The organism is Bradyrhizobium sp. Ses1, assembly GCF_059512365.1.
In genome coordinates, this window is sequence record NZ_JCAMOQ010000001.1 from 440,518 (window position 1) to 462,758 (window position 22,241).

General features: G+C 64.6%; 22 protein-coding genes and 1 riboswitch. Of the genes, 10 read left to right on the forward strand and 12 right to left on the reverse strand.

Going from position 1 to position 22,241, the window contains the following annotated elements; all coding sequences use genetic code 11:
- The first annotated feature begins 20 nt into the window (after positions 1-20).
- Positions 21-743: a YdcF family protein gene (locus tag AC5ZG5_RS02115; RefSeq protein WP_456640906.1), complete on the forward strand. Its 723-nt coding sequence runs from the start codon at positions 21-23 to the stop codon at positions 741-743.
- 27 nt (positions 744-770) lie between these two features.
- Positions 771-1,544 (forward strand): lysophospholipid acyltransferase family protein, encoded by a 774-nt coding sequence (locus tag AC5ZG5_RS02120; protein WP_456640907.1) that lies wholly within the window; start codon positions 771-773, stop codon positions 1,542-1,544.
- Between the two features lie 212 nt (positions 1,545-1,756).
- Here AC5ZG5_RS02120 and AC5ZG5_RS02125 read toward each other — a convergent pair whose 3' ends face one another.
- On the reverse strand, positions 1,757-2,353 hold the full coding sequence (locus AC5ZG5_RS02125) for a gamma-glutamylcyclotransferase (RefSeq protein ID WP_028163760.1): 597 nt from the start codon (positions 2,351-2,353) through the stop codon (positions 1,757-1,759).
- A 108-nt stretch (positions 2,354-2,461) separates the two neighbouring features.
- Between AC5ZG5_RS02125 and AC5ZG5_RS02130 the strand changes: the two genes are divergently transcribed.
- On the forward strand, positions 2,462-3,649 hold the full coding sequence (locus tag AC5ZG5_RS02130) for a DUF2125 domain-containing protein (protein WP_456640908.1): 1,188 nt from the start codon (positions 2,462-2,464) through the stop codon (positions 3,647-3,649).
- 105 nt (positions 3,650-3,754) lie between these two features.
- On the opposite strand, the gene AC5ZG5_RS02135 is transcribed toward AC5ZG5_RS02130, so the two are convergent.
- Genes AC5ZG5_RS02135 through AC5ZG5_RS02145 form a run of 3 tightly spaced genes read right to left on the reverse strand, consistent with a single transcriptional unit; the run spans position 3,755 to position 6,644 of the window.
- Positions 3,755-4,690, reverse strand: coding sequence for a prephenate/arogenate dehydrogenase family protein (locus AC5ZG5_RS02135; RefSeq protein ID WP_456640909.1), 936 nt, complete (start codon positions 4,688-4,690; stop codon positions 3,755-3,757).
- Positions 4,687-5,784, reverse strand: coding sequence for a histidinol-phosphate transaminase (gene hisC / locus AC5ZG5_RS02140; protein WP_456640910.1), 1,098 nt, complete (start codon positions 5,782-5,784; stop codon positions 4,687-4,689). The genes AC5ZG5_RS02135 and hisC overlap by 4 nt, the downstream gene beginning before the upstream one ends.
- Positions 5,785-5,786: 2 nt before the next feature.
- Entirely contained in the window at positions 5,787-6,644 is an 858-nt protein-coding gene (locus AC5ZG5_RS02145; protein WP_456640911.1) for a chorismate mutase, read from the reverse strand.
- A 306-nt stretch (positions 6,645-6,950) separates the two neighbouring features.
- Positions 6,951-7,030, forward strand: a riboswitch (SAM riboswitch).
- Positions 7,031-7,112: 82 nt separating this feature from the next.
- On the opposite strand from AC5ZG5_RS02145, the gene metX reads away from it, so the two are divergent.
- A complete protein-coding gene (gene metX / locus AC5ZG5_RS02150) occupies positions 7,113-8,315 on the forward strand; it encodes a homoserine O-acetyltransferase MetX (protein WP_456640912.1) in 1,203 nt (400 codons plus the stop codon).
- 3 nt (positions 8,316-8,318) lie between these two features.
- Complete coding sequence (gene metW / locus AC5ZG5_RS02155) at positions 8,319-8,987, forward strand: methionine biosynthesis protein MetW (protein ID WP_130229631.1); 669 nt, start codon at positions 8,319-8,321, stop codon at positions 8,985-8,987.
- A gap of 276 nt (positions 8,988-9,263) precedes the next feature.
- On the opposite strand, the gene AC5ZG5_RS02160 is transcribed toward metW, so the two are convergent.
- Entirely contained in the window at positions 9,264-10,124 is an 861-nt protein-coding gene (locus AC5ZG5_RS02160) for an alpha/beta fold hydrolase (protein ID WP_456640913.1), read from the reverse strand.
- Position 10,125: 1 nt separating this feature from the next.
- Positions 10,126-10,329, reverse strand: coding sequence for a hypothetical protein (locus tag AC5ZG5_RS02165; RefSeq protein WP_456640914.1), 204 nt, complete (start codon positions 10,327-10,329; stop codon positions 10,126-10,128).
- A gap of 53 nt (positions 10,330-10,382) precedes the next feature.
- Here AC5ZG5_RS02165 and AC5ZG5_RS02170 point away from each other — a divergent pair, with 53 nt between their 5' ends.
- A complete protein-coding gene (locus AC5ZG5_RS02170; RefSeq protein WP_456641012.1) occupies positions 10,383-11,030 on the forward strand; it encodes a TIGR02594 family protein in 648 nt (215 codons plus the stop codon).
- A gap of 404 nt (positions 11,031-11,434) precedes the next feature.
- Here the strand turns inward: AC5ZG5_RS02170 and AC5ZG5_RS02175 are convergent, their stop codons facing one another.
- Both AC5ZG5_RS02175 and AC5ZG5_RS02180 read right to left on the reverse strand, forming a co-directional pair.
- Positions 11,435-12,811 carry a lipopolysaccharide biosynthesis protein gene (locus tag AC5ZG5_RS02175; protein ID WP_165435543.1) on the reverse strand — a complete coding sequence of 459 codons (1,377 nt, stop codon included), beginning with the start codon at positions 12,809-12,811 and terminating at the stop codon, positions 11,435-11,437.
- 206 nt (positions 12,812-13,017) lie between these two features.
- Complete coding sequence (locus AC5ZG5_RS02180) at positions 13,018-13,857, reverse strand: protein-disulfide reductase DsbD domain-containing protein (protein WP_456640915.1); 840 nt, start codon at positions 13,855-13,857, stop codon at positions 13,018-13,020.
- Between the two features lie 135 nt (positions 13,858-13,992).
- On the opposite strand from AC5ZG5_RS02180, the gene AC5ZG5_RS02185 reads away from it, so the two are divergent.
- Complete coding sequence (locus tag AC5ZG5_RS02185; RefSeq protein WP_456640916.1) at positions 13,993-14,643, forward strand: YqgE/AlgH family protein; 651 nt, start codon at positions 13,993-13,995, stop codon at positions 14,641-14,643.
- A gap of 115 nt (positions 14,644-14,758) precedes the next feature.
- On the opposite strand, the gene AC5ZG5_RS02190 is transcribed toward AC5ZG5_RS02185, so the two are convergent.
- The gene (locus AC5ZG5_RS02190) at positions 14,759-15,646 is read right to left on the reverse strand and encodes a TauD/TfdA dioxygenase family protein (RefSeq protein WP_456640917.1); all 888 of its coding nucleotides are present in this window, start codon (positions 15,644-15,646) and stop codon (positions 14,759-14,761) included.
- Between the two features lie 131 nt (positions 15,647-15,777).
- Positions 15,778-16,557 carry an SDR family NAD(P)-dependent oxidoreductase gene (locus tag AC5ZG5_RS02195; RefSeq protein WP_456640918.1) on the reverse strand — a complete coding sequence of 260 codons (780 nt, stop codon included), beginning with the start codon at positions 16,555-16,557 and terminating at the stop codon, positions 15,778-15,780.
- 102 nt (positions 16,558-16,659) lie between these two features.
- On the opposite strand from AC5ZG5_RS02195, the gene AC5ZG5_RS02200 reads away from it, so the two are divergent.
- Positions 16,660-17,394, forward strand: a complete 735-nt coding sequence (locus AC5ZG5_RS02200; RefSeq protein WP_456640919.1) for an SDR family NAD(P)-dependent oxidoreductase — start codon at positions 16,660-16,662, stop codon at positions 17,392-17,394.
- Positions 17,395-17,455: 61 nt separating this feature from the next.
- Entirely contained in the window at positions 17,456-17,824 is a 369-nt protein-coding gene (locus tag AC5ZG5_RS02205; RefSeq protein ID WP_028163744.1) for a CsbD family protein, read from the forward strand.
- Between the two features lie 116 nt (positions 17,825-17,940).
- On the opposite strand, the gene AC5ZG5_RS02210 is transcribed toward AC5ZG5_RS02205, so the two are convergent.
- Both AC5ZG5_RS02210 and AC5ZG5_RS02215 read right to left on the reverse strand, forming a co-directional pair.
- Entirely contained in the window at positions 17,941-19,620 is a 1,680-nt protein-coding gene (locus AC5ZG5_RS02210; protein ID WP_456640920.1) for an SGNH/GDSL hydrolase family protein, read from the reverse strand.
- 148 nt (positions 19,621-19,768) lie between these two features.
- Entirely contained in the window at positions 19,769-21,103 is a 1,335-nt protein-coding gene (locus AC5ZG5_RS02215) for a lytic murein transglycosylase (protein ID WP_456640921.1), read from the reverse strand.
- A gap of 249 nt (positions 21,104-21,352) precedes the next feature.
- Here AC5ZG5_RS02215 and AC5ZG5_RS02220 point away from each other — a divergent pair, with 249 nt between their 5' ends.
- Positions 21,353-22,234 (forward strand): UTP--glucose-1-phosphate uridylyltransferase, encoded by an 882-nt coding sequence (locus AC5ZG5_RS02220; protein ID WP_130226494.1) that lies wholly within the window; start codon positions 21,353-21,355, stop codon positions 22,232-22,234.
- Positions 22,235-22,241 lie beyond the last annotated feature (7 nt).

Here is a 22,241-nt window from a genome sequence, read left to right on the forward strand (position 1 = left end):
GGAAGGACAGCCATTATCCGATGAGCTCTGAACTCGACGACGGATCGCAAGAGCGCCGGCCAGCGCGGCCGCGCGGATGGCTGCGCGCGCTGATCGTCGCGCCGCTGGCGGTGCTGTTCGTCGCCGCCGGGTTCGGTTTCGTCGCGTTCCTGTCGCAATTGCGCGGCGTCGAAACCCAGCCCGAGCATAACGCCGACGGCATCGTGGTGTTGACCGGCGGTTCCTCGCGGATCTCCGACGCCGTGGAATTGCTGGCGGCCGGCTACGGCAAGCGGCTGCTGATCTCAGGCGTTCACCCGACCAATGCGGCGAGCGATATTTCCCGCTCGCTGCCCGAGAGCAATCAGGCACTGCTCAGGTGCTGCGTCGATCTCGACCGCTCCGCGGTCAATACCAGGAGCAATGCCGCGGAGACGCGGCGCTGGGCGCGTGAGCGCGGCTTCAAGTCGCTGATCGTGGTCACCTCGAACTACCACATGCCGCGTGCGATCGTCGAACTGTCGCACGCGATGCCGGATGTCGAGCTGATCCCGTTCGTGGTGATCGGCGATAAATGGCGCGACGAACCCTGGTGGATGAGTGGCGGAACGCTGCGCCTCCTGCTATCGGAATACGTCAAATATGTCGCGGCGGAGGTGCGGGTGCGGCTGGCCAGAATCGGTCTCGACCTGACGCCGGAATTCCTGGATCAACCCAGCGGCGCGCAGGCGCCGCGCCGGCCCGCGACCGCGCAGGTGAACTGACCAGACCAACTCGTGTTCGGGAATTCGATGTCTTCGATCTTCGTGCGCTCGCTCATCTTCAACGTGCTGTTCTATCTCGTGCTGGTGAGCTTAAGCATCATCGCGATCCCGACCGTCGTGTTGCCGCGCCGGGCGATGATGACGCTGGCCGCATGGTGGGCGAGCGCGACGCTGTTCCTGATGCGCGTCGTCTGCAACATCCGGGTCGAATTCCGAGGGGTGGAGAAGATTCCGAAAGGGCCCTTGATCGTGGCCGCCAAGCACCAGTCGATGTGGGAGACGTTCCAGCTTTTGCGCTTCTTCGACCACCCGCTCTACATGCTCAAGCGCGAGCTGACCTGGATCCCGGTGTTCGGCCAGTTCCTGATCAAGGCGGGCATGATCGCGATCGATCGCGGCGGCGGACCGCGCTCGCTGGTGAAGACGCTGCGCCGCGCGGCGGCTGAAGTGAAGCGCGGCCGCCAGCTCGTGATCTTTCCGGAAGGCACGCGGCGACCGGTCGGCGCGCCGCCGAGCTACAAGACTGGCGTCGCGCAGATCTATGCCGAGAGCGGCGTGCCGTGCCTGCCGGTCGCGCTCAACTCCGGCCTGTTCTGGCCGCGCCGCACCTTCATGCGCTATCCTGGGACGCTGGTTGTCGAATTCCTTGATCCGCTGCCGGCGGGTTTGCGGCGCGACGAGTTCATGACGCGGCTGCGCGAGTCGATCGAGGGCGCCACCGACCGCATCGTCGAGGACGCGCGCGCCGAGCAGGCGCAATTGTTCGGCGTCGTGCCCGATACCGCGAAGGCGAAGGTGTAGAGCATGATGAGATCAGGTCGCGTTGGCGCCACGTCGGAGGTGCCTTACCTCTCCCCGTCGGGGAGAGGTCGATTTGCGCAGCAAATCGGGTGAGGGGCCGCGGCTCTAACGATGGACCGCGACCCCTCACCCGCGCTTCGCGCGACCTCTCCCTATGGGAGAGGTGGGCAAACGCTGCCACGCCGATTCAAACAAGAGCCATCCCGCTTTAGCTACGTTCCTTCCTGCAGCGGCAGCTCGATGGGATGCGCGTCGTGCAGCATCGTCGCGAGCTTGTGCAACTGCGGATCGCGAAAACCCTGCTTCTCGATCGCGAGCACCGTGGACAGCACATAGTCGCGGTTGTTGCCCGAGCGGCCGTGGCCCTGCTGCACGTAGCGGAGCTGGTCGGCCAGCGTCAGCCGGCCGGCGTACTGCACATGGCTGCGGTCTACGACGTAAGTCAGCGCGGCCACCCGTGACCGCGGGTCGTCTTCGAGCCACACCGAGCGGTGCACCTCGCGATAGACGTTGGTGGTCTGCTCGCGGCCGCGCAGATAGGCGATGGTCTCGCTGCGCCGCTTGGCCGCGACGCGGAACGCGATGCCGCGGCAGGCGCCGCCGCGGTCGAGCCCGAGCACCAGCCCCGGCTTTTCCGGCGTGCCGCGATGGTCGAAGGAATACACGCAGAGCGCGCGATGCTCGCCGATCAGCCGCGCCTGCACCTGTTCCTCGAAGTCGAAACCCGGCTTCCACATCAGCGAGCCGTAACCGAATACCCAGAGGTCGCTGTCACCTGATTCGGGCGGGGAGAGGAGTTGCGCGGACATCGGCGCAAGGGCTAGCAAAAGCGCGGGGCGAAGCGAAGCGGTTTCATCGGCTTTCCGGCCGGCATTTGCCGCTTACATTTGCCAAAATTGACAGCCAGAGGTCGCCGCATGCCTGATATGACCCCCGCGCCGCACCGGCGCTCGCGTTGGCGTCTCTTTGCCGCCCCCGTCCTCGTCCTGATCCTCGCCGTGGCGTGGAGCGCGTTCTGGTTCTATGCCTCGTCCCAGGTCTGGGTGCAGGCCGATGCCTGGCGCGCGCAGGAGGCGAAGGCGGGCCGGGTCTATGATTGCGGCAAGCGATCGGTCGCGGGTTACCCCTTCCGTCTCGAGATCAGCTGCGAGGACGCCAGCGTGACCTTGATCTCGCAGACGGCCGGCGCGCAAACACCGTTCACCGCGCGGCTCGGCGAGATCCTGGTGGTGGCGCAGGTCTACGACCCCACACGCGTGATCGCCGAATTCAAGGCGCCGGCGACGCTCGCCGAGCGCGGCGCGCAGCCGTCGCTTGCTGTGAACTGGCGCTCGGGGCGCGCCAGCGTGGCGGGCCTGCCGGCGGTGCCGCAGCGCGCCTCGCTGGTGTTCGACGATCCCGCGATCGACCGCGTCAACGGCTCGGTGCAGACGCCGCTCGGCCGCGCCAGCCACGTCGAGTTGCACGGCCGCCTCGCCGAAGGCTCCTCCCTGGACAATCCGGTGATCGAGACCGCGCTGCAGATCAATGGCGGCAGCCTGCAGGACGTGCATCCGGTGCTGGCAACGCCGTTCGATGCCGACATCCGTACCAAGATTTCCGGCTTGAAGGACTTCACGCCAAAGCCGTGGCCGGAGCGTTTCCGCGAGATCCAGGCCGCCGGCGGCCATGTCGAAATCGTGCAGTCGCGCATCCAGCAGGGCGAGATGATCGCGATCTCCGCGGGTACCTTGAGCCTCAACGCGAGTGGCCGCATCGAGGGCGAATTGCAGATGACGGTCACCGGCCTCGAGCGCGTGATCCCGGCGCTCGGCATCGAGAAGATGCTGGAGGAGGGCGTGCCGCAATCAACGCTCGACCGCGTCGCGCCCGGCGTGAAGACGCAGGACCTCAACAATCTCTTCGGCGCGCTCGACCGCGCGGTCCCTGGTCTCGGCAAGATGGTCAAGCAGAACGCCAATGTCGGCGTTGCCGCCAGCATCAATTCGCTCGGCAACGAAGCCATGCTCGAAGGCAAGAAGGCGCGCAGCTTCCCGCTGCGCTTCGTCGACGGCGCAGTGCTGCTAGGCCCGATCAAGGTCGGACAAATCCCGCCGCTGTTCTAGCTTCCGTAGCCCGGGTGAAGCGCCGCGCAACCCGGGGTCTGCTGGTGACGCGGATAAACCTGCCCCGGGTTGCGCTGCGCTCCACCCGGGCTACCAAGCCCCACGCTACTTCTTCTCCAGATTCGCATGCGGCCGTCCGAAGTCCGGCGCGGCCGAATCCTGGCCGATCTCGACGATGCCGCGGCGGATGGCGCGGGTGCGGGTGAAATGATCGAACAGCGCCTCGCCGTCGCCGCGGCGGATCGCGCGCGTCAGCTTGGAGAGATCCTCGTTGAAGGTGCCGAGCATCTCCAGCACCGCGTCCTTGTTGCTCAGGAACACGTCGCGCCACATCGTCGGATCGGACGCCGCGATGCGGGTGAAATCGCGGAAGCCGCCGGCGGAGAATTTGATCACTTCCGACGACGTCACCTGCGCCAGCTCGTCGGCGGTGCCGACGATGGTGTAGGCGATCAGATGCGGCAGATGGCTGGTGATCGCGAGCACGAGGTCATGATGATCAGGCGTCATGATCTCGACCTTGGCGCCGAGCGCGGCCCAGAACTCGCGCAGCCTGCCGATCGCGCCCGCCTCAGTGCCCTCGGGCGGCGTCAGGATGCACCAGCGGTTGATGAACAGCTCGGCGAAACCGGAATCGGGACCTGAGTGCTCGGTGCCCGCCACCGGATGCGCGGGCACGAAGTGCACACCATCGGGGATATGTGGGCCCATGTCCCTGACGATGGCGCCCTTGACCGAGCCGACATCGGAGACGATGGCGCCCTTCTTCAGGTAAGGCGCGATCTCCGCCGCCACGGGTCCGCAGGCGCCGACGGGAATGCAGAGGATGACGAGATCAGCGTCTTTGACCGCCTCCGCATTGTTCTCCACCACGCGGTCGACGATGCCAAGCTCGGCGACCCGCGCGCGCGTCTTTTCCGAGCGCGCGGTGGTGACGATCTCGCCGACCAGCCCCTGCGCCCGCGCGCCGCGCGCGATCGAGCCGCCGATCAGGCCGAAGCCGATCAGCGCGATGCGTTGAAAGTGCGGCGCGGCGTTCACTTCTGATCCATGAAGTCGCGCAGGCCCTCGACCACGAGGCGGTTGGCCTCCTCGGTGCCGATGGTCATGCGCAGCGCGTGCGGCAGGCCGTAATTGTTCACGGCACGCAGCACCAGTCCGCGCTTGGTGAGGAAGGCGTCCGCATCGGCCGAGGTCTTGCCCTTTTCGGTCGGGAAATGGATCAGCACGAAATTGGCGACGCTCGGCGTCACCTTCAGCCCGAGCTTGCGGACCTCGTCCGTCACCCAGCTCCGCCATTTTTCGTTGTGCACCCTGGACATCTCGACATGCGCGGTGTCCTCGACCGCGGCTACCGCCGCGAGCATCGCCGGAGTAGAAACGTTGAAGGGGCCGCGAATGCGGTTCACCGCATCGACGATATGCGCCGGGCCAAACATCCAGCCGACGCGGAGCGCCGCGAGCCCGTGGATCTTGGAGAAGGTGTGGGTCATCACCGTGTTCTCGGTCGTCGCACACAGTTCGAGACCGAGGCCATAGTCGTTGCGCACCACGTAATCCGAATAGGCGGCGTCGATCACCAGGAGCACGTCCGACGGCAGGCCTGCGCGCAAGCGCTTGACCTCGTCGAACGGCAGATAGGTGCCGGTCGGGTTGTTCGGATTGGCGAGCCAGATCAGCTTGGTCCGCGGCGTGACCGCCTCAAGGATCGCATCGACACTTGCGGTGTAGTCGGTCTCCGGCACGACCACGTTCTTGGCGCCGTTCGCCTTGGTCGCGATCGGATAGACCAGGAAGCCGTGGGTGGTGGAGATCGCCTCCGAGCCCTCGCACAGATAGGTGTGGGCGAGCAGGTTGAGGATTTCGTCCGAACCGGCGCCGCAGATGATGCGGCTCGGGTCGAGGCCATAGGCGCGGCCGATTGCCTCGCGCAGCACCTTTGAGGTGCCTTCCGGATAGTCCTCGAGATGTTCGGCGGCGTGCTTATAGGCCTCGATCGCCTTCGGCGAGGGACCGAAGGGCGTTTCGTTGGCGGAAAGCTTGAACACCTTGCGCCCCGGTTCCGCCACCGGGCTCTTGCCGGGGGTGTAGGGCGCAATATCGAGGATGCCGGGATTCGGCACGGGGCGGGACATCTCTAACTCTCTAGCTCCGGATTGTAGGGGCGGGGGGGCACCGTATAGCGCGTTGCGTGGCTGCCGACGAGGGCCGATGAGCGCACCGAGGCTCCGGCGCGGATCAGGGCCATTTTGATCTCCTCGAAGCCGCGGCCGGCGACCGATACCAAAAGCGCCGCGCCGTCGAAGGCGGTGTCCGGCACCGCGACGATTTCAGCGAGCGGGGCCAGCGCGCGGGCGATCTCGGCATTCCAGCCGGAAACGCGCACGCTCCACATCTCGACTTCGGTCACCATCGCGTTGTCGGCGACGCGCGAGATCACGAACACGGGCAGCGCCGCGGGATGATCGGCGCGCTCCAGGAACGGCAATCGCGCGATGATCTTCGGCGCGCCCTCGGCCTCGAGGTCGATCCACCATGGCGTGCGGCTGGAAATGGCCGACACCAGCGCGAGGTCGCCCTTCGATTTCGCCACCGCTTCGACCGCCGCCTGCGCGCTGAAATGCGAGACGTAGGGCACCACGAAGCCGAAATGGAAGCGTGCCGAATCCCGCATCATGGATTCGCCGACCGAGACGTCGGCATGCACCGAGAACGGCGCCTGGACGTAGGTGAACGTCGAGATGATGACGCGCCAGATGCTCTCGATGGTGTCGAGCGGCAGGATGCCACGATGGCGCTCGACCAGGCTGCGCATCATGGAGGCCTCGCGCGCCGGCCGGAATGCGGAGCCGACTTCCTGGGTCTGCTTCACCCTGATCAGGCGGTCGATGATGTCGCCACGCGCCATCAACAGGTGATGAACCTGCTCGTCGATCGCGTCGATCTCTTTGCGCAACTCGGCCAGTGAGGGCGGCGCCGGAGGCGGTTTTGACATGCTAGGGCCCGTCGTTTCTCTTCAATCAGCAAGCAGACTCTTCACCTCTCCCCGCCTGCGGGGAGAGGTCGAAATTCAAGCGCAGCTTGAATTTCGAGTGAGGGGGAGCCTCCGCGAATCCGTCTGGTACCGTGTTCGCGGAGAGAGCCCCTCACCCCAACCCTCTCCCCGCAAGGGCGGGAGAGGGAGAAAGTGCGAGCCCCCGTTCTGTCCCATGGGGCCAGATGGTGCAAGCTCGGCCTAAAGGTCACGGTTAGGTTAACGGCCCCACTTGCCTTGACGCAGGCCGGGTAAGGGACTACTTTCCCAGCACTTCGTGGTCATTTGAGCCGGCCGGCTTGCAGCCACGTTAAAGAATTCGCTAAACAGGCCGGGGACAGATCGATCCCGGCCGAACCTTTGTTCAGGCCGGGTTTTTCATGGTCTGATTTCTGTCCGGGACCTCCGCGTCGGAGGAAGGCGCCACAAATGACCAAGGTGCAGTCGATCAAGAGTCCGTCGATTCAGGGTGAGGATCGCGCCCATGAGGCCGATCATCCGTCCTCGCTGGTGGCGAAGTTCGGCATGGATCAGCCGTTGAAGCTCGACTGCGGCATTGACCTTGCGCCGTTCCAGATCGCCTATCAGACCTATGGCGAGCTCAATGCCGAGCGCTCCAACGCCATTCTGGTCTGCCACGCCCTGACCGGCGACCAGCATGTCAACAATTTGCATCCGGTGACCGGCAAGCCTGGCTGGTGGGAGACCATGGTCGGCCCCGGCCGGCCGCTCGACACCTCCAGATACTTCATCATCTGCTCCAACGTGCTTGGCGGCTGCATGGGTTCGACTGGCCCTGCCTCGCTGAACCCTGCGACCGGCAAGGTATGGGGCCTGGATTTTCCGATCATCACCATCCCTGACATGGTGCGTGCGCAGGCGATGCTGATCGACCAACTCGGCATCGAGACGCTGTTCGCGGTGGTCGGCGGCTCCATGGGCGGCATGCAGGCGGTGCAATGGGCGGCGGCCTATCCGGAGCGCGTGTTCTCGACGCTCGCGATCGCCTGCTCGACGCGGCATTCGGCGCAGAACATCGCCTTTCATGAGCTCGGCCGGCAGGCCGTGATGGCCGATCCGGATTGGCGTGGCGGAAGCTATGTCGACCAGGGCACGCATCCGCATCGCGGGCTCGCGGTCGCGCGGATGGCCGCGCATATCACCTATCTCTCTGACGCGGCGCTGCATCGCAAGTTCGGGCGGCGGATGCAGGATCGCGAGTTGCCGACATTCTCCTTCGATGCCGACTTCCAGGTCGAGAGCTATCTGCGCTACCAGGGCTCGTCCTTTGTCGAGCGCTTCGATGCCAACAGCTATCTCTATCTGACGCGCGCGATGGACTATTTCGACATCGCCGCCGACCACAATGGTGTGCTGGCGCAGGCGTTCCGCGGCGTCGAGACCCGCTTCTGCGTAGTATCGTTCACGAGCGACTGGCTGTTTCCGACTTCGGAGGCGCGGGCGCTGGTGCACGCGCTGAATGCCTCCAGCGCGCGGGTCTCGTTCGCGGAGATCGAGACCGACAAGGGTCACGACGCCTTCCTGCTCGATGTGCCCGAATTCTTCGACATCTCGCGCGCCTTCCTGCACTCGGCGGGCAAGTCGCGCGGCCTTGGCGATGCGGGGGCTTAAGTGATGGCGCTTCAGGAGCAAACTCTGCCGCTGCCCGGCTTGGCGCCGCAGGCGAGCACGAGCCTTCGTCCGGACCATCTTCTCGTCGCCGAAATGGTTGAGCCCGGGTCGCGCGTGCTCGACGTCGGCTGCGGTGACGGCGATCTGTTGCAGCTTCTGGAGAGTCGCGGCATCGATGGCCGCGGCATCGAGTTGTCGCGCGAAGGCGTCAACCACTGCGTCGCCAAGGGACTCGCGGTGGTGCAGGGCGACGCCGATACCGACCTCGGCAACTATCCCGACGATGCGTTCGACTACGTGATCCTGTCGCAGACGCTGCAGGCGACGCGGCAGCCGAAGGCTGTGCTGGAAAATCTCCTGCGCATCGGTCACCGCGCCATCGTCTCGTTCCCGAATTTCGGTTTCTGGAAGATGCGGCTGCAGCTTTTGATCGGCGGGCACATGCCGCGCACCGAAAATCTGCCGGCCACCTGGTACGACACCCCCAACATTCATTTCTGCACCATCAAGGATTTCGTGCAGCTCTGCGACGAGATCCACGTCAAGATGGAGCGCGCCGTCGCGCTCGACCTCTACGGCCGCCCGGTGCCGCTGAACCTGCCGTGGTGGGTCTGGAACATGTTCGGCGAACAGGGCGTGTTCCTGCTGAGCAGGGGCGGGAAGGGACGCTGAGTACTCTCCCCGTCATTCCGGAAGACCTCTCCTCCGTCATTCCGGGGCGATGCGAAGCATCGAGCCCGGAATCCATTTCCTCCACGAACTCTGCGGCTCGATGGATTCCGGGCTCACGCTTCGCGTGCCCCGGAATGACAGGCTAAACTGTTGCCGCGAGCACCTCCCCTCGTCATTCCGGGATGCGCCGAAGGCGCAGGCCCGGAATCCATTGCGCCGCAAAACGCGTGGATGAATGGATTCCGGGTTCACGCTTCGCGTGCCCCGGAATGACGGTTACACCATCGACCTGGGATCGCGCGGCAGCCACCTTCCCGCTTCCACCAACGCAATAAACCGCTCGACCATCTCGTTGAACAGCGCCGGTTCCTCGAGATTGAGCACGTGTCCCGATTTCGGGAAGAACGTCAGCCCCGCCGCGGGCAAATGCTTCTTCAAAAACAGGCTCGGCTCGACGCAATTGTCGTCCTCGTCGCCGCAGATGATCAGCGCCGGCGTCGGCACGCGTCCGATCGCTTCCGCCATGGTGTAGATCGAGGGCCGGCCGCCTTGAAAGCTGCGCATGGTGTTGGCCGATCCCTTGGCATCGTGGCGCGCGAGTGCGGCATAGAAGTCGGCATGGCCGCGCGGATCCTTGACCAGGAACGGAATCCGGCCCGGCGCCTCGCGCGTCACCTTGGCGACCGCTTCCGATCCAATCGTCTCATACTGCTCGGCATTGGCCCGGCATTGCGCACGGAAGGCGTCGAGGTGTTCGAGACTTGAGCCGGAGCCGACGCCTGCGAGCGTCATCGACATCACGCGCTCGGGCGCATTCAGTGCAACCTGCAGCGACGAATAGGAGCCCATCGACAGCCCGACGAAATGCGCGCGGGCGATGTTCAGATGATCGAGCACCGCGAGCGCATCGGTGTAAAAATGCTTGTAGCTGTAGACCTCGGCCGATGGCGGGACGTCGGAGGGCGTGTAGCCGCGCGCGGAATAGGCGATGCAGCGGTGGCCGCGCGAGAAATAACGCATCTGCGGCTCCCAATTGGTGTGATCGGCCGCGAACTCGTGCAGGAAGATGATCGGCGTTCCGCTCCCAACCTCTTCGAAATAGAGGCGGACATTATCCTTGGCGACGGCATAGGGCATTTTAACCTTTTCCTTCTTGTGAGCCTGCGCGGCGAGGATTGCAATTAACCTTCACGGCTGCAATGCGGCGGCATCGTTTCTTTTTCGCCGCCAAATGTTCGCGAAATCGTCCCGCAATTTTTCGCCGCAGCGCGGCACGACATCTTTGTCTTGCCACATTGAGCGGCACAAAACGCGCTGCGGCTGTCATCCAGATGTCATCCACAGACGGGCGCACCTGGGAAAACGGGGGTGTAACAGAAGGAAAAAATGGGAAGTATGGTTCAGTTGCGTGCGTTCCGCCGGTTGCTTCGAGTTCTGGCGCTGGCGTTGTGTTCGACGGTTATCGTCGCTTCTATTTCTCCCGCTTCGGCACGGCCTCATCACGGCGCAGGGCGCCACGCCAGGGCCGATCATGCCGGTCATCATGCCAAGCATCACCATGCCCGCGCTCACCACTGGCGCAGGGTCCGCGTCTCGCGCTTTGAGCGCGGCGTCGCACAGATGCAGGCGCAAGGCTTTGCCGACAGCAATGCGAGTCTGTCGCCGGAGCCTCAGCAGGCGGCAAGCTTCGGTTCATCGAACATCGTCGATGAAGCCCGCCGTCACCTCGGCGGCAACCCGACCAGCCGCGGCAGCCTGTGGTGCGCGCGCTTCATGAACATGGTGCTGCAGCATTCGGGTTATCGCGGCACCGGCTCCGACATGGCGAGCTCGTTCGCCCATTACGGGCAGCGTGTCTCCGGACCGCAGGTCGGTGCCATCGCCGTGATGTCGCGGGGACGCCGCGGCGGCCATGTCGGCATCATCACCGGCATCGATGCCAAGGGAAATCCGATCATGATCTCCGGCAACAACGGCAACCGCGTCCGCGAAGCCCCGGTCTCCCGCAGCCGCATCTACGCCTACGTGATGCCGACGAATTAGCCGCTACACTCTCCACCGTCAGCCCGGGCTCGATGCTTCGCATCGCCCCGGAATGACAGCCTCCGTCATTGCGAGCCAACGGGTCGCGCGAACGCGCGCCGGATGACAGGCTCCGCGAAGCAATCCATGCCTCCACTTGCGGCGCTATGGATTGCTTCGCTTCGTTCCACTTCGCGGTCGGTCGCAAAGTCGTCGGCATCGATCGAGGCTATGGCGTCGTCGATCGCGCACAGTTTGCCGCAAGTGACGACATAGGCGTCGCCTCGCAGTTCACTCTCGATTTGCTCCGCAACCGCAGCGAGCTCGCCTTGCGAGCCTCGGCCACGCCTGAATGCGTTCCAGAAGATCTTTCAGGTCTGCTGCGGTCACGCTGCGATTACATGTGGCGCGGCCCGGGATTGCTATCAGCCGGAACCGATCTTCCCGAACGCCAGCACGTGCAGCCCGAGCCGCCGGCGGACGATCCAGAACAAGAGCACGGTCTCGAAGCTCAGCGACGTCGATATCGCTATGGCGGCGCCGTGGCCGCCGAAGCGCGGTACCAGTGCGACGCACAGCACCAGGTTCATGACGAAGGCGAGCGCGTAGGCGAGCGCGCAGATCTTCTGGTGGCCGAGCATGTTGAGCAGACGTTCGACCGGGCCGATTGCAGCGCGCACCACGAGGCCGATGGCGGCCAGGAACATGATGTCGTAGCCGACGACGAATTGCGGCCCGAACAGCCAGAGCAGCGGCTTGCCAAAGGCGAGCAGGAGGACGGTCGCGGCGAGCGAAGGCCAGAACGTCCACTGGATCGCATGGGCGACATAGGCCGATAGCCGCGCCTTGTCGCCGAGCGCGTTGTATTCGGCGAAGCGATGCGCCGTCGTCGCCGACATCGCGTAGTGGATGAAGGACACCAGCGCCAGCGTCTTCACCACGGCAAAGTAGACGCCGACCTCCTCGGAGGAGCGGAACTGCTGCAGCACCAGCACATCGGTGTAGGAGAGCAGCAGATAAAAGCTTTCGACCAGCAGGATCGGCAGTGAGACCGCAAGCCAGCCGCTGATGTCGTAGGCCTTCTCGCCCGGCTCGACGTGGGCCGCGAGGCGGCGGTTCAGCACCAGCATCTGGCCGATCATGGCGATCCACACCGCCGCGGCGCTGGCGAGCATCGCGGCGGTGGCGCCGAGATCGAAGCCGAGCACGACGGCGCCCGCGGTGAAGCCGATGATCAGTCCCTGGCGCACGATGAATTGCGGCATCAGGCCGAGCCGCATCCAGTCATGCGACCGGGCAATCCCGTCCTGGGTATTGGCGACCACGAACGCCGGCAGCGTCAGGCAGCCGATATAAAGCGGCACGACCGTGTCCATGCCGATCCATGGCGACAGCAGCTTGACGAGGCCTGCGAGCAGCAGCGAGACCGCGGTCGACACCGCAAAAGTCAGCCAGCGGCTGCCGGACAGAAAACCGCGCAATAGCGCGTGCTCGCCTGCCGTGCGGTATTCCGGAATGAGCTTCTGCGCCGAGGCCGAAATGCCGAAATCCATCATGCTGCCGAGCAGCAGCACCCAGGTCCAGACATAGACATAGACGCCATAGTCCGAGCTGCCCATCCAGCGCGCGAGCAGGATTTGCGAGAGATAGGCGGCGACGGCGCTGACGACGCGGATGACGAAGATCGTCCCCGCGAGCCGCCGCGTGACAGATGCCTCGCCGGAGCCGCCGATCAGGCCGCGCATACGCGCCATCATGCCCGTGGGCGAAGCGGTTGCGGATTGGGCGTCCATCACGGCCAAGGCGAAAATTCCCAAAATGCCGCGCGTTTGCGACAGGGGCCCTGAACTATCAACGAAACGTTAAGAATGGGTTGGGTGGATAACGGTGAAACCATAGCCCGGATGGAAGCCAACGGGTCGCGCGATACGCGCCCGATGACAGGCTCCGCGCAATCCGGGCCCGTCTTTCAGCGCGGGGCCACTGTCCCCGGGCTACAAATTCCTAATCACTCCAGATTAGTGTTGAACTCGTAGGCGCGGTCGCCGCCGACCAGGGTCAATTTCAGCGCGGCGCCGTCCGGATTGGCGCCCGGCGGCAGGCCGTCGAGCTCGAAGGAGAACCGTTTCACCCCGGGTGGGGAGTTCGGCTCGAGCTTCGGCACCGGCAGGGCCCAGTCCGGCGTCGGTCCCTCGACGTACAGGCTGACGTCCTTGCCTTCGGGCGCGGCGACATCGACCAGCACGGTCGACTTGCCGCTGCGTTTGACGTCGCGGATCGTCACCGGGTTGGGATCGCCGATATTGGCCGGCTTCGGCACGGCGTCGAGCGCGGATGACAGCGCGCCGTCCTCGGTGGAGGCGACGCTCGCAAAAGCAAGCTCGACGCTGGTCTCCACAGGGATGCACAGCTTCTCGCACACCGCATAGTTAATGTTGGCGCGCAGCGTCAGCGGCTTGTCCGCACTCTTGGCGACGATCCGAAGCGGCAGCACCACCTGGTGCTTGTAGCCGAGCGAGGTGCCGCCGGCGCCGTCGTCAAATTTCATAGGCGCCGGCCACAACACTGTCACCGCGTCGACATTTTCCGACTTCGAGAAATCGAAACGCGGCGGCACACCGGAATCGCCGGGGGTACGCCAATAGGTTTTCCAACCGGGCTCGAGTTGGATGGCTATACCGCCTAGCAAAACCGCGCCGCTACGCGAACCTGCAAGCAGCCGTACCGCCGAATGGGCGTCCCGCTGCCAGGGCGAGGAATCCTCGGCATGTACCTCCGTCGCAGGCCAGACGACTGAAAGAGTGGCTAGCAGGCCGAGCGCAGCCCGCATGGGAACTATGGCGATCATGGAACGTCTTTACCGGCTGGTTATTGCGTAAACCATTGAATTGCGTGTGATGGATGGCGCGAATACGGCGCTCTGCTTGATTGACAGAAGCCTCACCCAATATCAGGATATCAAATCAGCATGGAGGCCTTTCAGATGACTCCTGAAGGCAAAGCACCAAAGACCGCCCGCGGCAAGGTGGCCGGCGTCGGCGACAATTCGTCGGGCAGCGGTTATCTCGACGGCCAGATCCTGATCGCCATGCCGGTTATGAGCGATCCCCGCTTCGAGCGCTCCGTCATCTACATGTGCGCGCATTCCGCCGAAGGGGCGATGGGCATCATCGTCAACCGTCCGGCCGGAAGCATCGATTTCCCGGGGCTCTTGGTGCAACTCGATATCATCCAGAAGGCCGACCAGATCAAATTGCCGGAAAATGCCGAGACCATGAAGGTCATGAAGGGCGGCCCGGTCGATACCGGCCGCGGCTTCGTGCTCCATTCCAGCGATTTCTACATCCAGGATGCGACGCTGAATATCGACGACGATATCTGCCTGACCGCGACCGTCGACATCCTGAAGGCGATCGCCAAGGGCTCCGGCCCCAGGCATGCGATCCTGGCCCTGGGCTATGCCGGCTGGGCCCCGGGGCAGCTCGAAAACGAGATCCAGCACAATGGCTGGCTGCATTGCGACGCCGATGCGGAATTGATCTTCGGCGACGATGTCGAGGACAAATACGACCGCGCCCTGCGCAAGATAGGCATCGACGTCGGCATGCTCTCGAACGAAGCTGGCCACGCGTGAGGCTGTCATTGCGGGGCTTGACCCGGCAATCCATCGGTCAAAAATTGCGTTCTTGAAGAGGTGATGGATGCGCGGGTCAAGCCCGCGCATGACGAGCGTTGATTGCGTATAACAGCTATTCCGCGGCCTGCTGCGCGACGGTCGGCTCGGTGCCGGCTACGGTGGCGCGGCGCATGTCGCGGGGCTGCGACTGGTCGTAGCGGCGGACGCGATGCATGGTCTGGCGATTGTCCCACATCACGAGGTCGTGCAGCTTCCACCTGTGGACATAGACGAATTCAGGCTGGGTCGCATGCTCGGTGAGGTCGCGTAGCAGCAGCCGGCCCTCCGGCATGCTCATGCCGCGCACCGCGCCCGCGTGCGACGAGAGATAGAGCGACTTGCGGCGATGCACCGGATGGGTCCGCACCAGGCGCTGCAGCACCGGCTTGAACATCTCCTTCTCCTCGTCGCTATAGTCGAGAAAGCCCAGCGAGCCGCGTGAATACATCAGCGAGTGCTCGCAGATCAGGTCCTCGATTTCAGACTTGGTCTCCTCGTCCAGCGCGTCATAGGCCGCGCGCATGTCGGCGAATTCGGTGTTGCCGCCCTTCGGGTTCACCACCCGCGCCGACAACAGCGAGAATTTCGCCGGAATCGGCCGGAACGAGCTGTCGGAATGCCACAGGCAGTTGCCGAGATTGAACAGATGGGTGCGGTGATCCTTGGGTAGCGGCTTGCCGTCCTTGCCGAGGTTGGAGACGTCGTTCAGCCCGGAGGAGAGGCGATAATCCGCCTTCTTGGTCACGTTGCCGCCGCGCGCGTTTTCGCGCTCGCCGAAGTTCAGCGCAAAGGCCAGTTGCTGCTCGTCTGTTATGTCCTGGTGGTGGAAGACGAGCACGGCGTATTTGTCCATCGCCGCCTCGACTTCGATCGCTTCCTGCCTGGTCAGCGGCTTTCGCAGATCGAGGCCTGTGACCTCACCGACAAAATGCGGATGAAGCTGCCGGATCGCGATGGCCATGGCGTTCTCTCCTCATGTGCAGGCGGTTTTTCCGCTTCGTTTGAGGAAAGGCTATCCTGTGACGTTGCCAAGTCAACGCGGCGCCGGCGCATGGCCCCTTGCACGCGGCGGCCCGGACACGTTGCAGCGCATCACGCATTTCGCGCCATCAGCCCGCCATCCACCGGGATCACCGCGCCGGTCAGGAACGACGCCGCCGGCAGGCACAGGCTCAAGGTCATGTGCGCGACCTCCTCCGGCTCGCCATAGCGGCCGAGCGCTGTGCGGCGCTTGGCATAGATCGTCTTATGCTCTTCCGGAATCCGGTCGGTAATCCCGGTGCGGATCGGGCCCGGGCAGATGCAGTTCACAGTGATGCCCTCGCGGCCCAGTTCCACGGCAAGCGAGCGTGTCAGCCCGGTGACGCCGGCCTTCGCCGCGGAATAAGGACTGTGCAATGCGGTAGCGCCGAGCGCCTCGGTGGAAGCGATATTGACGATGCGCGGGCATTTCGATTTTCGCAAATGCGGCAAAGCGGCGCGGATGATGCGCTGATGCGCGGTCAGCATCACCGCGATCGCCTTGGCCCACGCGTCATCATAGCCGTCGTCGTCGATTGCGACGCGCACGGAGATACCGGCGTTGTTGACGAGGATGTCGAGCCCGCCGAAATGCGCGGCGACGCTGCCAATCACGGCCGGGATTGCATCGCGATCGGCGACGTCGAGCACCCACGCCTTTGCCGTCCCTCCACTCTTGCCGATCTCCTGCGCGACCGTTTCCGTGCCTTCGGCGGTGATGTCGGTGACGGCGACATTGGCGCCCTCAGTGGCGAACACCAGCGCGGTGGCCCGGCCCATGCCGCTGGCGGCGCCGGTGACGAGAACGGTCAAGCCTTTCACCGAGCGGCTGAGCTGTTTGAATTCGGACATCGTGTGACCAGTGGGATGGAGGGAACAGGTTGCAGGATTGACAAGGCTGGCATCGATCCGCAGACAGGTCAAACAAGCAAGAAGCAAGGGAGAAAGCGTGCGATGAACGAGCTCGATTTCAGCGGCAGGCAGGTTCTCGTGGTGGGCGGCTCCAGCGGCATCGGCAACGGCATCGCGCAAGCATTCCGCGCCAAGGGCGCGCGCGTGCATGTCTGCGGCACGCGCGCCAAGGCGAGCGACTATTCGGCAGAGGAAGGTTCGCATCTGGACGGGTTGGAATACTCGCAGCTCGACGTCGGCGACGCTCGTGCGATCGCGCAATTCAAGCCGACCTTCGACCGGCTCGATGTGCTGGTGCTGGCGCAAGGCGCGGTGATCTACCGCCGCGGCGAGTTCGAGATGGAGGGCTTTCGCAAGGTCATGGAAGTCAACCTCATGAGCCTGATGGCGTGTGCGACCAAATTCCAGGCGATGCTGAGCGCGAGCAAGGGCTCGCTCATCATCGTCAGTTCGACCGCCGCCTATCATTCGACGATGGGAAATCCCGCCTACAACGCCTCGAAGACCGGCGCGATCGGACTGACGCGGACGCTTGCCGAGGCCTGGGCCGAGGATGGCATCCGCGTCAATGGCATCGCACCGGGCCTGGTCGATACCAAGATGACCAAGGTGACGACGGCGAACCCGAAGCGGCTCGAAGGCGCGCTGGAGCGGATTCCGCTGAGGCGGCTCGGCACGCCGCAAGACATGGCGGGTGCCGCGCTGTTCCTGGCCTCGCCGCTCGCCGCCTACATCATCGGCCAGACCATCGTCGTGGACGGCGGGTTGATTTTGTAGGCGCAGGAACCGCGGCTGGGCTCGCCGGTTACTTTCCCGGAGAAGGAGAGGAGTGACCGCGATGGATACTGATCGGATCGCTGGTGCCACCAAGGAGTTTGCCGGCAAGGCGGAAGGCACCGTCGGTGAAATGGCCGGTGACAGCAAGACGGAAGCATCAGGCCGCGCGCGCGAAGCCGCCGGCACGGTGCAGAATCTCTATGGCCAGGCCAAGGATGCCGCGCGCGACGCCGCGGACACCGCCGTCAACTACGCCAGGGATGCTTACGAGAATCGCGGCGAGACCGTTCGAAGCGGCCAGCAGGCGCTGACCAAGACCGTGCAGGACAATCCGATCGGCGCCTTGCTGGTTGCCGGCGGCCTCGGTTTGGCGCTCGGGCTATTGCTGTCGCGCCCGCCGCGCCGTCCGCCACCGCGCTGGCGCTATTAGCCGTCATTCCAGGGCGCCGCGTAGGGGGCAAAGCGAAGCGTGGCCACCGCCTAACATTCCGCTCGCGATGGTGGGTACGCTTCTCTTTGCCCACCCTATCTTTGGAATGACTGCCGTCACCATCTCATGAAATTGCCGAACGGCGCTTCCGCGGATCGTCCGACATCTGCCGGTGGACGTGGAACGATCGAGGCCGGCGGCCGCGGCGGCGCTGTCTGCTGACGTGGCCCGGTGGCAGGCGGCGAGCCGAAGCCGAAGAAATCGCCAAAGGTCGAGGCAGGCGGCGGATTGGGCTGGGCCGGCCGGAACACACGCTTCTGCGCTGCCGGCTTTGGCGGCGCGGGAGCTGCGGCCGTCGCCGCCGGCGCTGTTCCGGCGCCCGCACCTGCGCCAGTCCCCTCGGGGGTGGTCGCGGCAACCGGCGTTTCGCCCTTGGCCTGCTCGCGACCGATTTCGCGGCGCGGCCAGGCAAAATCGTCGGCGCGGCCGGCGGGTGGCGCGAGCGGTTCGCCCTTCACCAGGGTTCGTGCCGTGAGCGGATCGACCGCGGCTGGACGCGAGCCGGGGCCGCCGAGCAACTGATCGGTGCCGACGGAGGAGGCGACCAGCGGCACAATTGGTCCCGCCAATGGCCGTGCAGGCTGGCCGGGCGTAGCACTGGCGTCAGGCGTCGCCGGCTCGGTCGGCAGCGCGATCGGTGTGGAGCGGGCGAGCAGCCGCGTCACCTCGCGGTCCACATAGTGCGCCAGCTTGCGCGCGCCGGCCTTGGTGAAGAAGACGCCGTCCGAGGTGCGGAGCTGGCGAATCTGGCCTTCGAAATCCGGGCCCTTCTGCATGAAGCGACCGGCCTCGTCGACGAAGCCATCCCAGACATCGACGTAGGTAATGCCGGCCTTGGCCGCGCTGTCCCGGTACAGCGAATCCAGGAACAGCATGTCCGACGTTCCCTTCTGGCCGCGGATCGCCGGCAGGCCGACCCACAACACCGGCACGCCCTTGCTCTTCAGCACGCCGATCAGTTCATCGATCTTCTTGTTGTAGAGCTCGACCCAGCGTTCGTCGCGGAATTCATAGACGCCGTTTGCCGAACGCGCGCTGCGCTCGGGCGCCGCGGCCTGCGGCGCGTCGGCGGCATCCTCGGGCGATAATTCGGCATCGACCGGCTTGTCGTCCGGCTTGGCGGCGCCATCCGAAGGCTTGGCGTCCTTCTTCTCGGTTTTCTTGTCGTCCTTCTTGTCGACGACAGGCTCGCGGATCGAAACGCGGTCATTGAGACCGAGTATAACCACGATCGCATCCGCTTTTTCGGTGGCGAGGATGCTCCGCGCGGCGGCGGCCCAATCGGAGGGCTCGCCCTTGGGCTGGTATTTGATCAGGCCGGACACGGTCTTGTGCTTGCGGATCACGCCCATGTCGGGCTGTTCGGAATAGGTGTCCTCGAGGCCATAGGCGAGCCAGTCTGCCATGGCATCGCCAAGCACCAGCACGTTGCGCTCCGGCGCCGTGTCGCGCTTCGCCGGCGGTGGCGCTCGCGAAAAATCCTGACGCGGCGCCTGTTGCTGCTGTTGTTGCTGCGGCGGCGCATGCTGGAAGGGAGCGAAGAAATCCCCGCCGAACCAGCCGCCGCCATTGTTGCGCGGCGCCGAGCGCTGCGGTGGACCGCCAAAGCCCGGAAAGCCGAAGAACTGCGCCGAGGCGGGGCCGGCGATCCCGACCAGCAGCGCGATCGCAACCGCGAGCGCGACCAGCGGGCCGCTCTCGGTGAACATGCGCAGGAAGGACTTTGGCTTCGGCATCAAAGCTCGGTCGAAATGGATTTTGAGGACAACGCCATACTACCGGAATCGGGCCTCAAGCGGGCATATTTTCCAGCATGGATCGGGCATCCGCCCAGGTCGTCAAGGCCGGCGGCCAAATAGCGGTATTTGGGTGATTTTTGGGGTCTTATCGCCCTCTCAGGCGCTCCAGCATGTCGGAAGTGGCAAATCCGTCGGCGGGCGTGCCGATCGAGGCCTGGAAACCGCGCAGCGCTTCCCTGGTCTGGCCGCCGATCTGGCCGTCCGGCGTGCCGCGGTAAAAGCCGCGCTGGGCGAGCAGTTGTTGCAGTTCCAGCCGTTCGGCCCGCGACAGCACCCGTTCCTGGCGTGGCCAGGGCTGCACGAAGGGCGGCCCGCCGCGCAGGCGGTCGGCGAAATGGCCGATCGCAAGCGCATAGGCCTCCGCCGGGTTGTACTTCATGATCACCCGGAAATTCTGCATCATCAAGAAGCCCGGACCTTCAGCGCCGGCAGGGGCGAGCAGATAAGCCTTGTCGGTGGAGCGCGGGAACGGCTGGTTGTTGGCGCGCCGCAGTCCAAGCTGCTGCCATTGCGCGAGCGTCATCGCCTTGGCACGGTCGGCCATCATGTAGTTGAAGTCCTTGGGAACCACGACTTCGTAACCCCAGCTCTGCCCGGTCTGCCAGCCGTCCTTTTTCAGGTTGTTGGCGGTTGAGGCGATCAGGTCGGCCGGGTTGTCGACGACATCGCGCCTGCCGTCGCCGTCACCATCGACCGCGTAGCGCTTGAAAGCGGTCGGCATGAATTGCGTCGGACCGAACGCGCCGGCCCAGGAGCCGCGGAGCTGCTCAGGGCGCAGATCGCCGCGATTGAGGATCTCCAGCGCCGAGAGGAATTCATCCTTGAAGTAGGCCTGCCGGCGGCCGATGCAGGCAAGGGTGGCGGTCGATTGCACCACGCTGCGGTCACCCATCTGGGTCGAATAATTGGATTCGATCCCCCAGATAGCCGCGATCGCGTAGCGGTCGACGCCATAGGCTTTTTCCGCGGCGTCGAATTGCGCCTTGTATTTGGCGAGGATCTCGCGGCCCGTGGCGAGACGGTTGTCGTTCACGAGGATGTCGAGATAGTCCCAGATCGCCTTGGTGAATTCGGGCTGCGAATCCAAGAGATCCATGATGCGCAGGTCGGGCGTGAGCCCCGCGGTGAAGCGCTCGAAATTCTCGCGTGTGACGTTGCGTCGCGCCGCATCGGGCCACATCGAGGCGACACAATTGTCGAAATTGGCCGCCGCCTGCCGAATCGCGGCCGCCGTCATCAATGGGTGGCCGGAAGCGCCGTCCTCTCCGCTCCAGGGCGGAGCCGAGCCGTCGCCGGTGGCGGCTGCGGGCGGTGGCGAGGGGTTGGGTCCCGAGAACAGATTGCCGAACAGATCCGCGAGCCCACCCTGGGACTGGGCCAAGGCCTGATTGGAAACAAGCAGAACCGCCGCGATTATCATCGCGCTGGTTCGGCTCCTGGTCGCTGTTCCCGTCCGCCGCATGGCTCGATCTGCCCGTTCCAACGATTGGTTCAGAAGGCCTTGTGACGGTTTCCAACAGCTTAACAAAGGCGAGATTTTGTTTTGATCGGTCACAACGACAAAAGCGACGCGGCATCACACATCCGCCTTTGTTCCCGGCTGCAAACCGGATAGCAAGGTGCGATACCCGTCTCACACATTTCAAGGCTCAAGGCGCCCGACATTCCCATGAAAATCCGTAAAGCCGTCTTCCCCGTCGCTGGTCTCGGCACCCGGGTCCTGCCCGCCACCAAGGCGATGCCGAAGGAAATGCTGACCATCGTGGACAAGCCGCTCATCCAATACGTGTATGACGAGGCGAAGGAGGCCGGGATCGAGCATTTCGTCTTCGTCACGGGTCGTAACAAGGCCATCATCGAGGACCATTTCGACCGGATGTTCGAGCTCGACACCACGCTTGTCGCGCGCGGCAAGAAGGCGGAGTTGGACGTCCTGGCGCAGTATCAGCCGGAAGCAGGTGCCGTGAGCTTCACCCGCCAGCAGGCGCCGCACGGGCTCGGCCACGCGGTATGGTGCGCCCGCGACATTATCGGCAATGAACCTTTCGCGGTGGTGCTGCCGGACGAACTGGTGCTGAACACGCCGGGCTGCCTTGCCCAGATGATCGAGGCCGCGAGCAAGCTCGGCGAGAAGTCAAACCTGATCGCGGTCGAGGAGGTGCCGGACCATCTCACCCACCAATACGGCATCTGCGGCGTCGGCCCGCGCCACGCCCATCCCACCATGTTCGAGATCAACGGCATGGTGGAGAAGCCGCCGAAGGGCACGGCGCCATCCAACCTCTCGATTACCGGCCGCTATATTTTGCAGCCGGAGATTTTCGAAATCCTGGCGACGCAGGAGCGCGGCGCCGGCGGCGAGATCCAGCTCACCGACGCCATGATCGGCCTGGCGAAGACGCAGAAATTCTATGGCGTGGAGTTCGAAGGCGAGCGGCACGATTGCGGCTCCAAGGCCGGCTTCCTGCGCGCCAACCTCGCCTATGGCCTGCGCCGCCCCGAACTGCGCGACGGCCTGCTGGCGGAGATGAAGAAGTATCTGGAGAAGTGACGGCAAA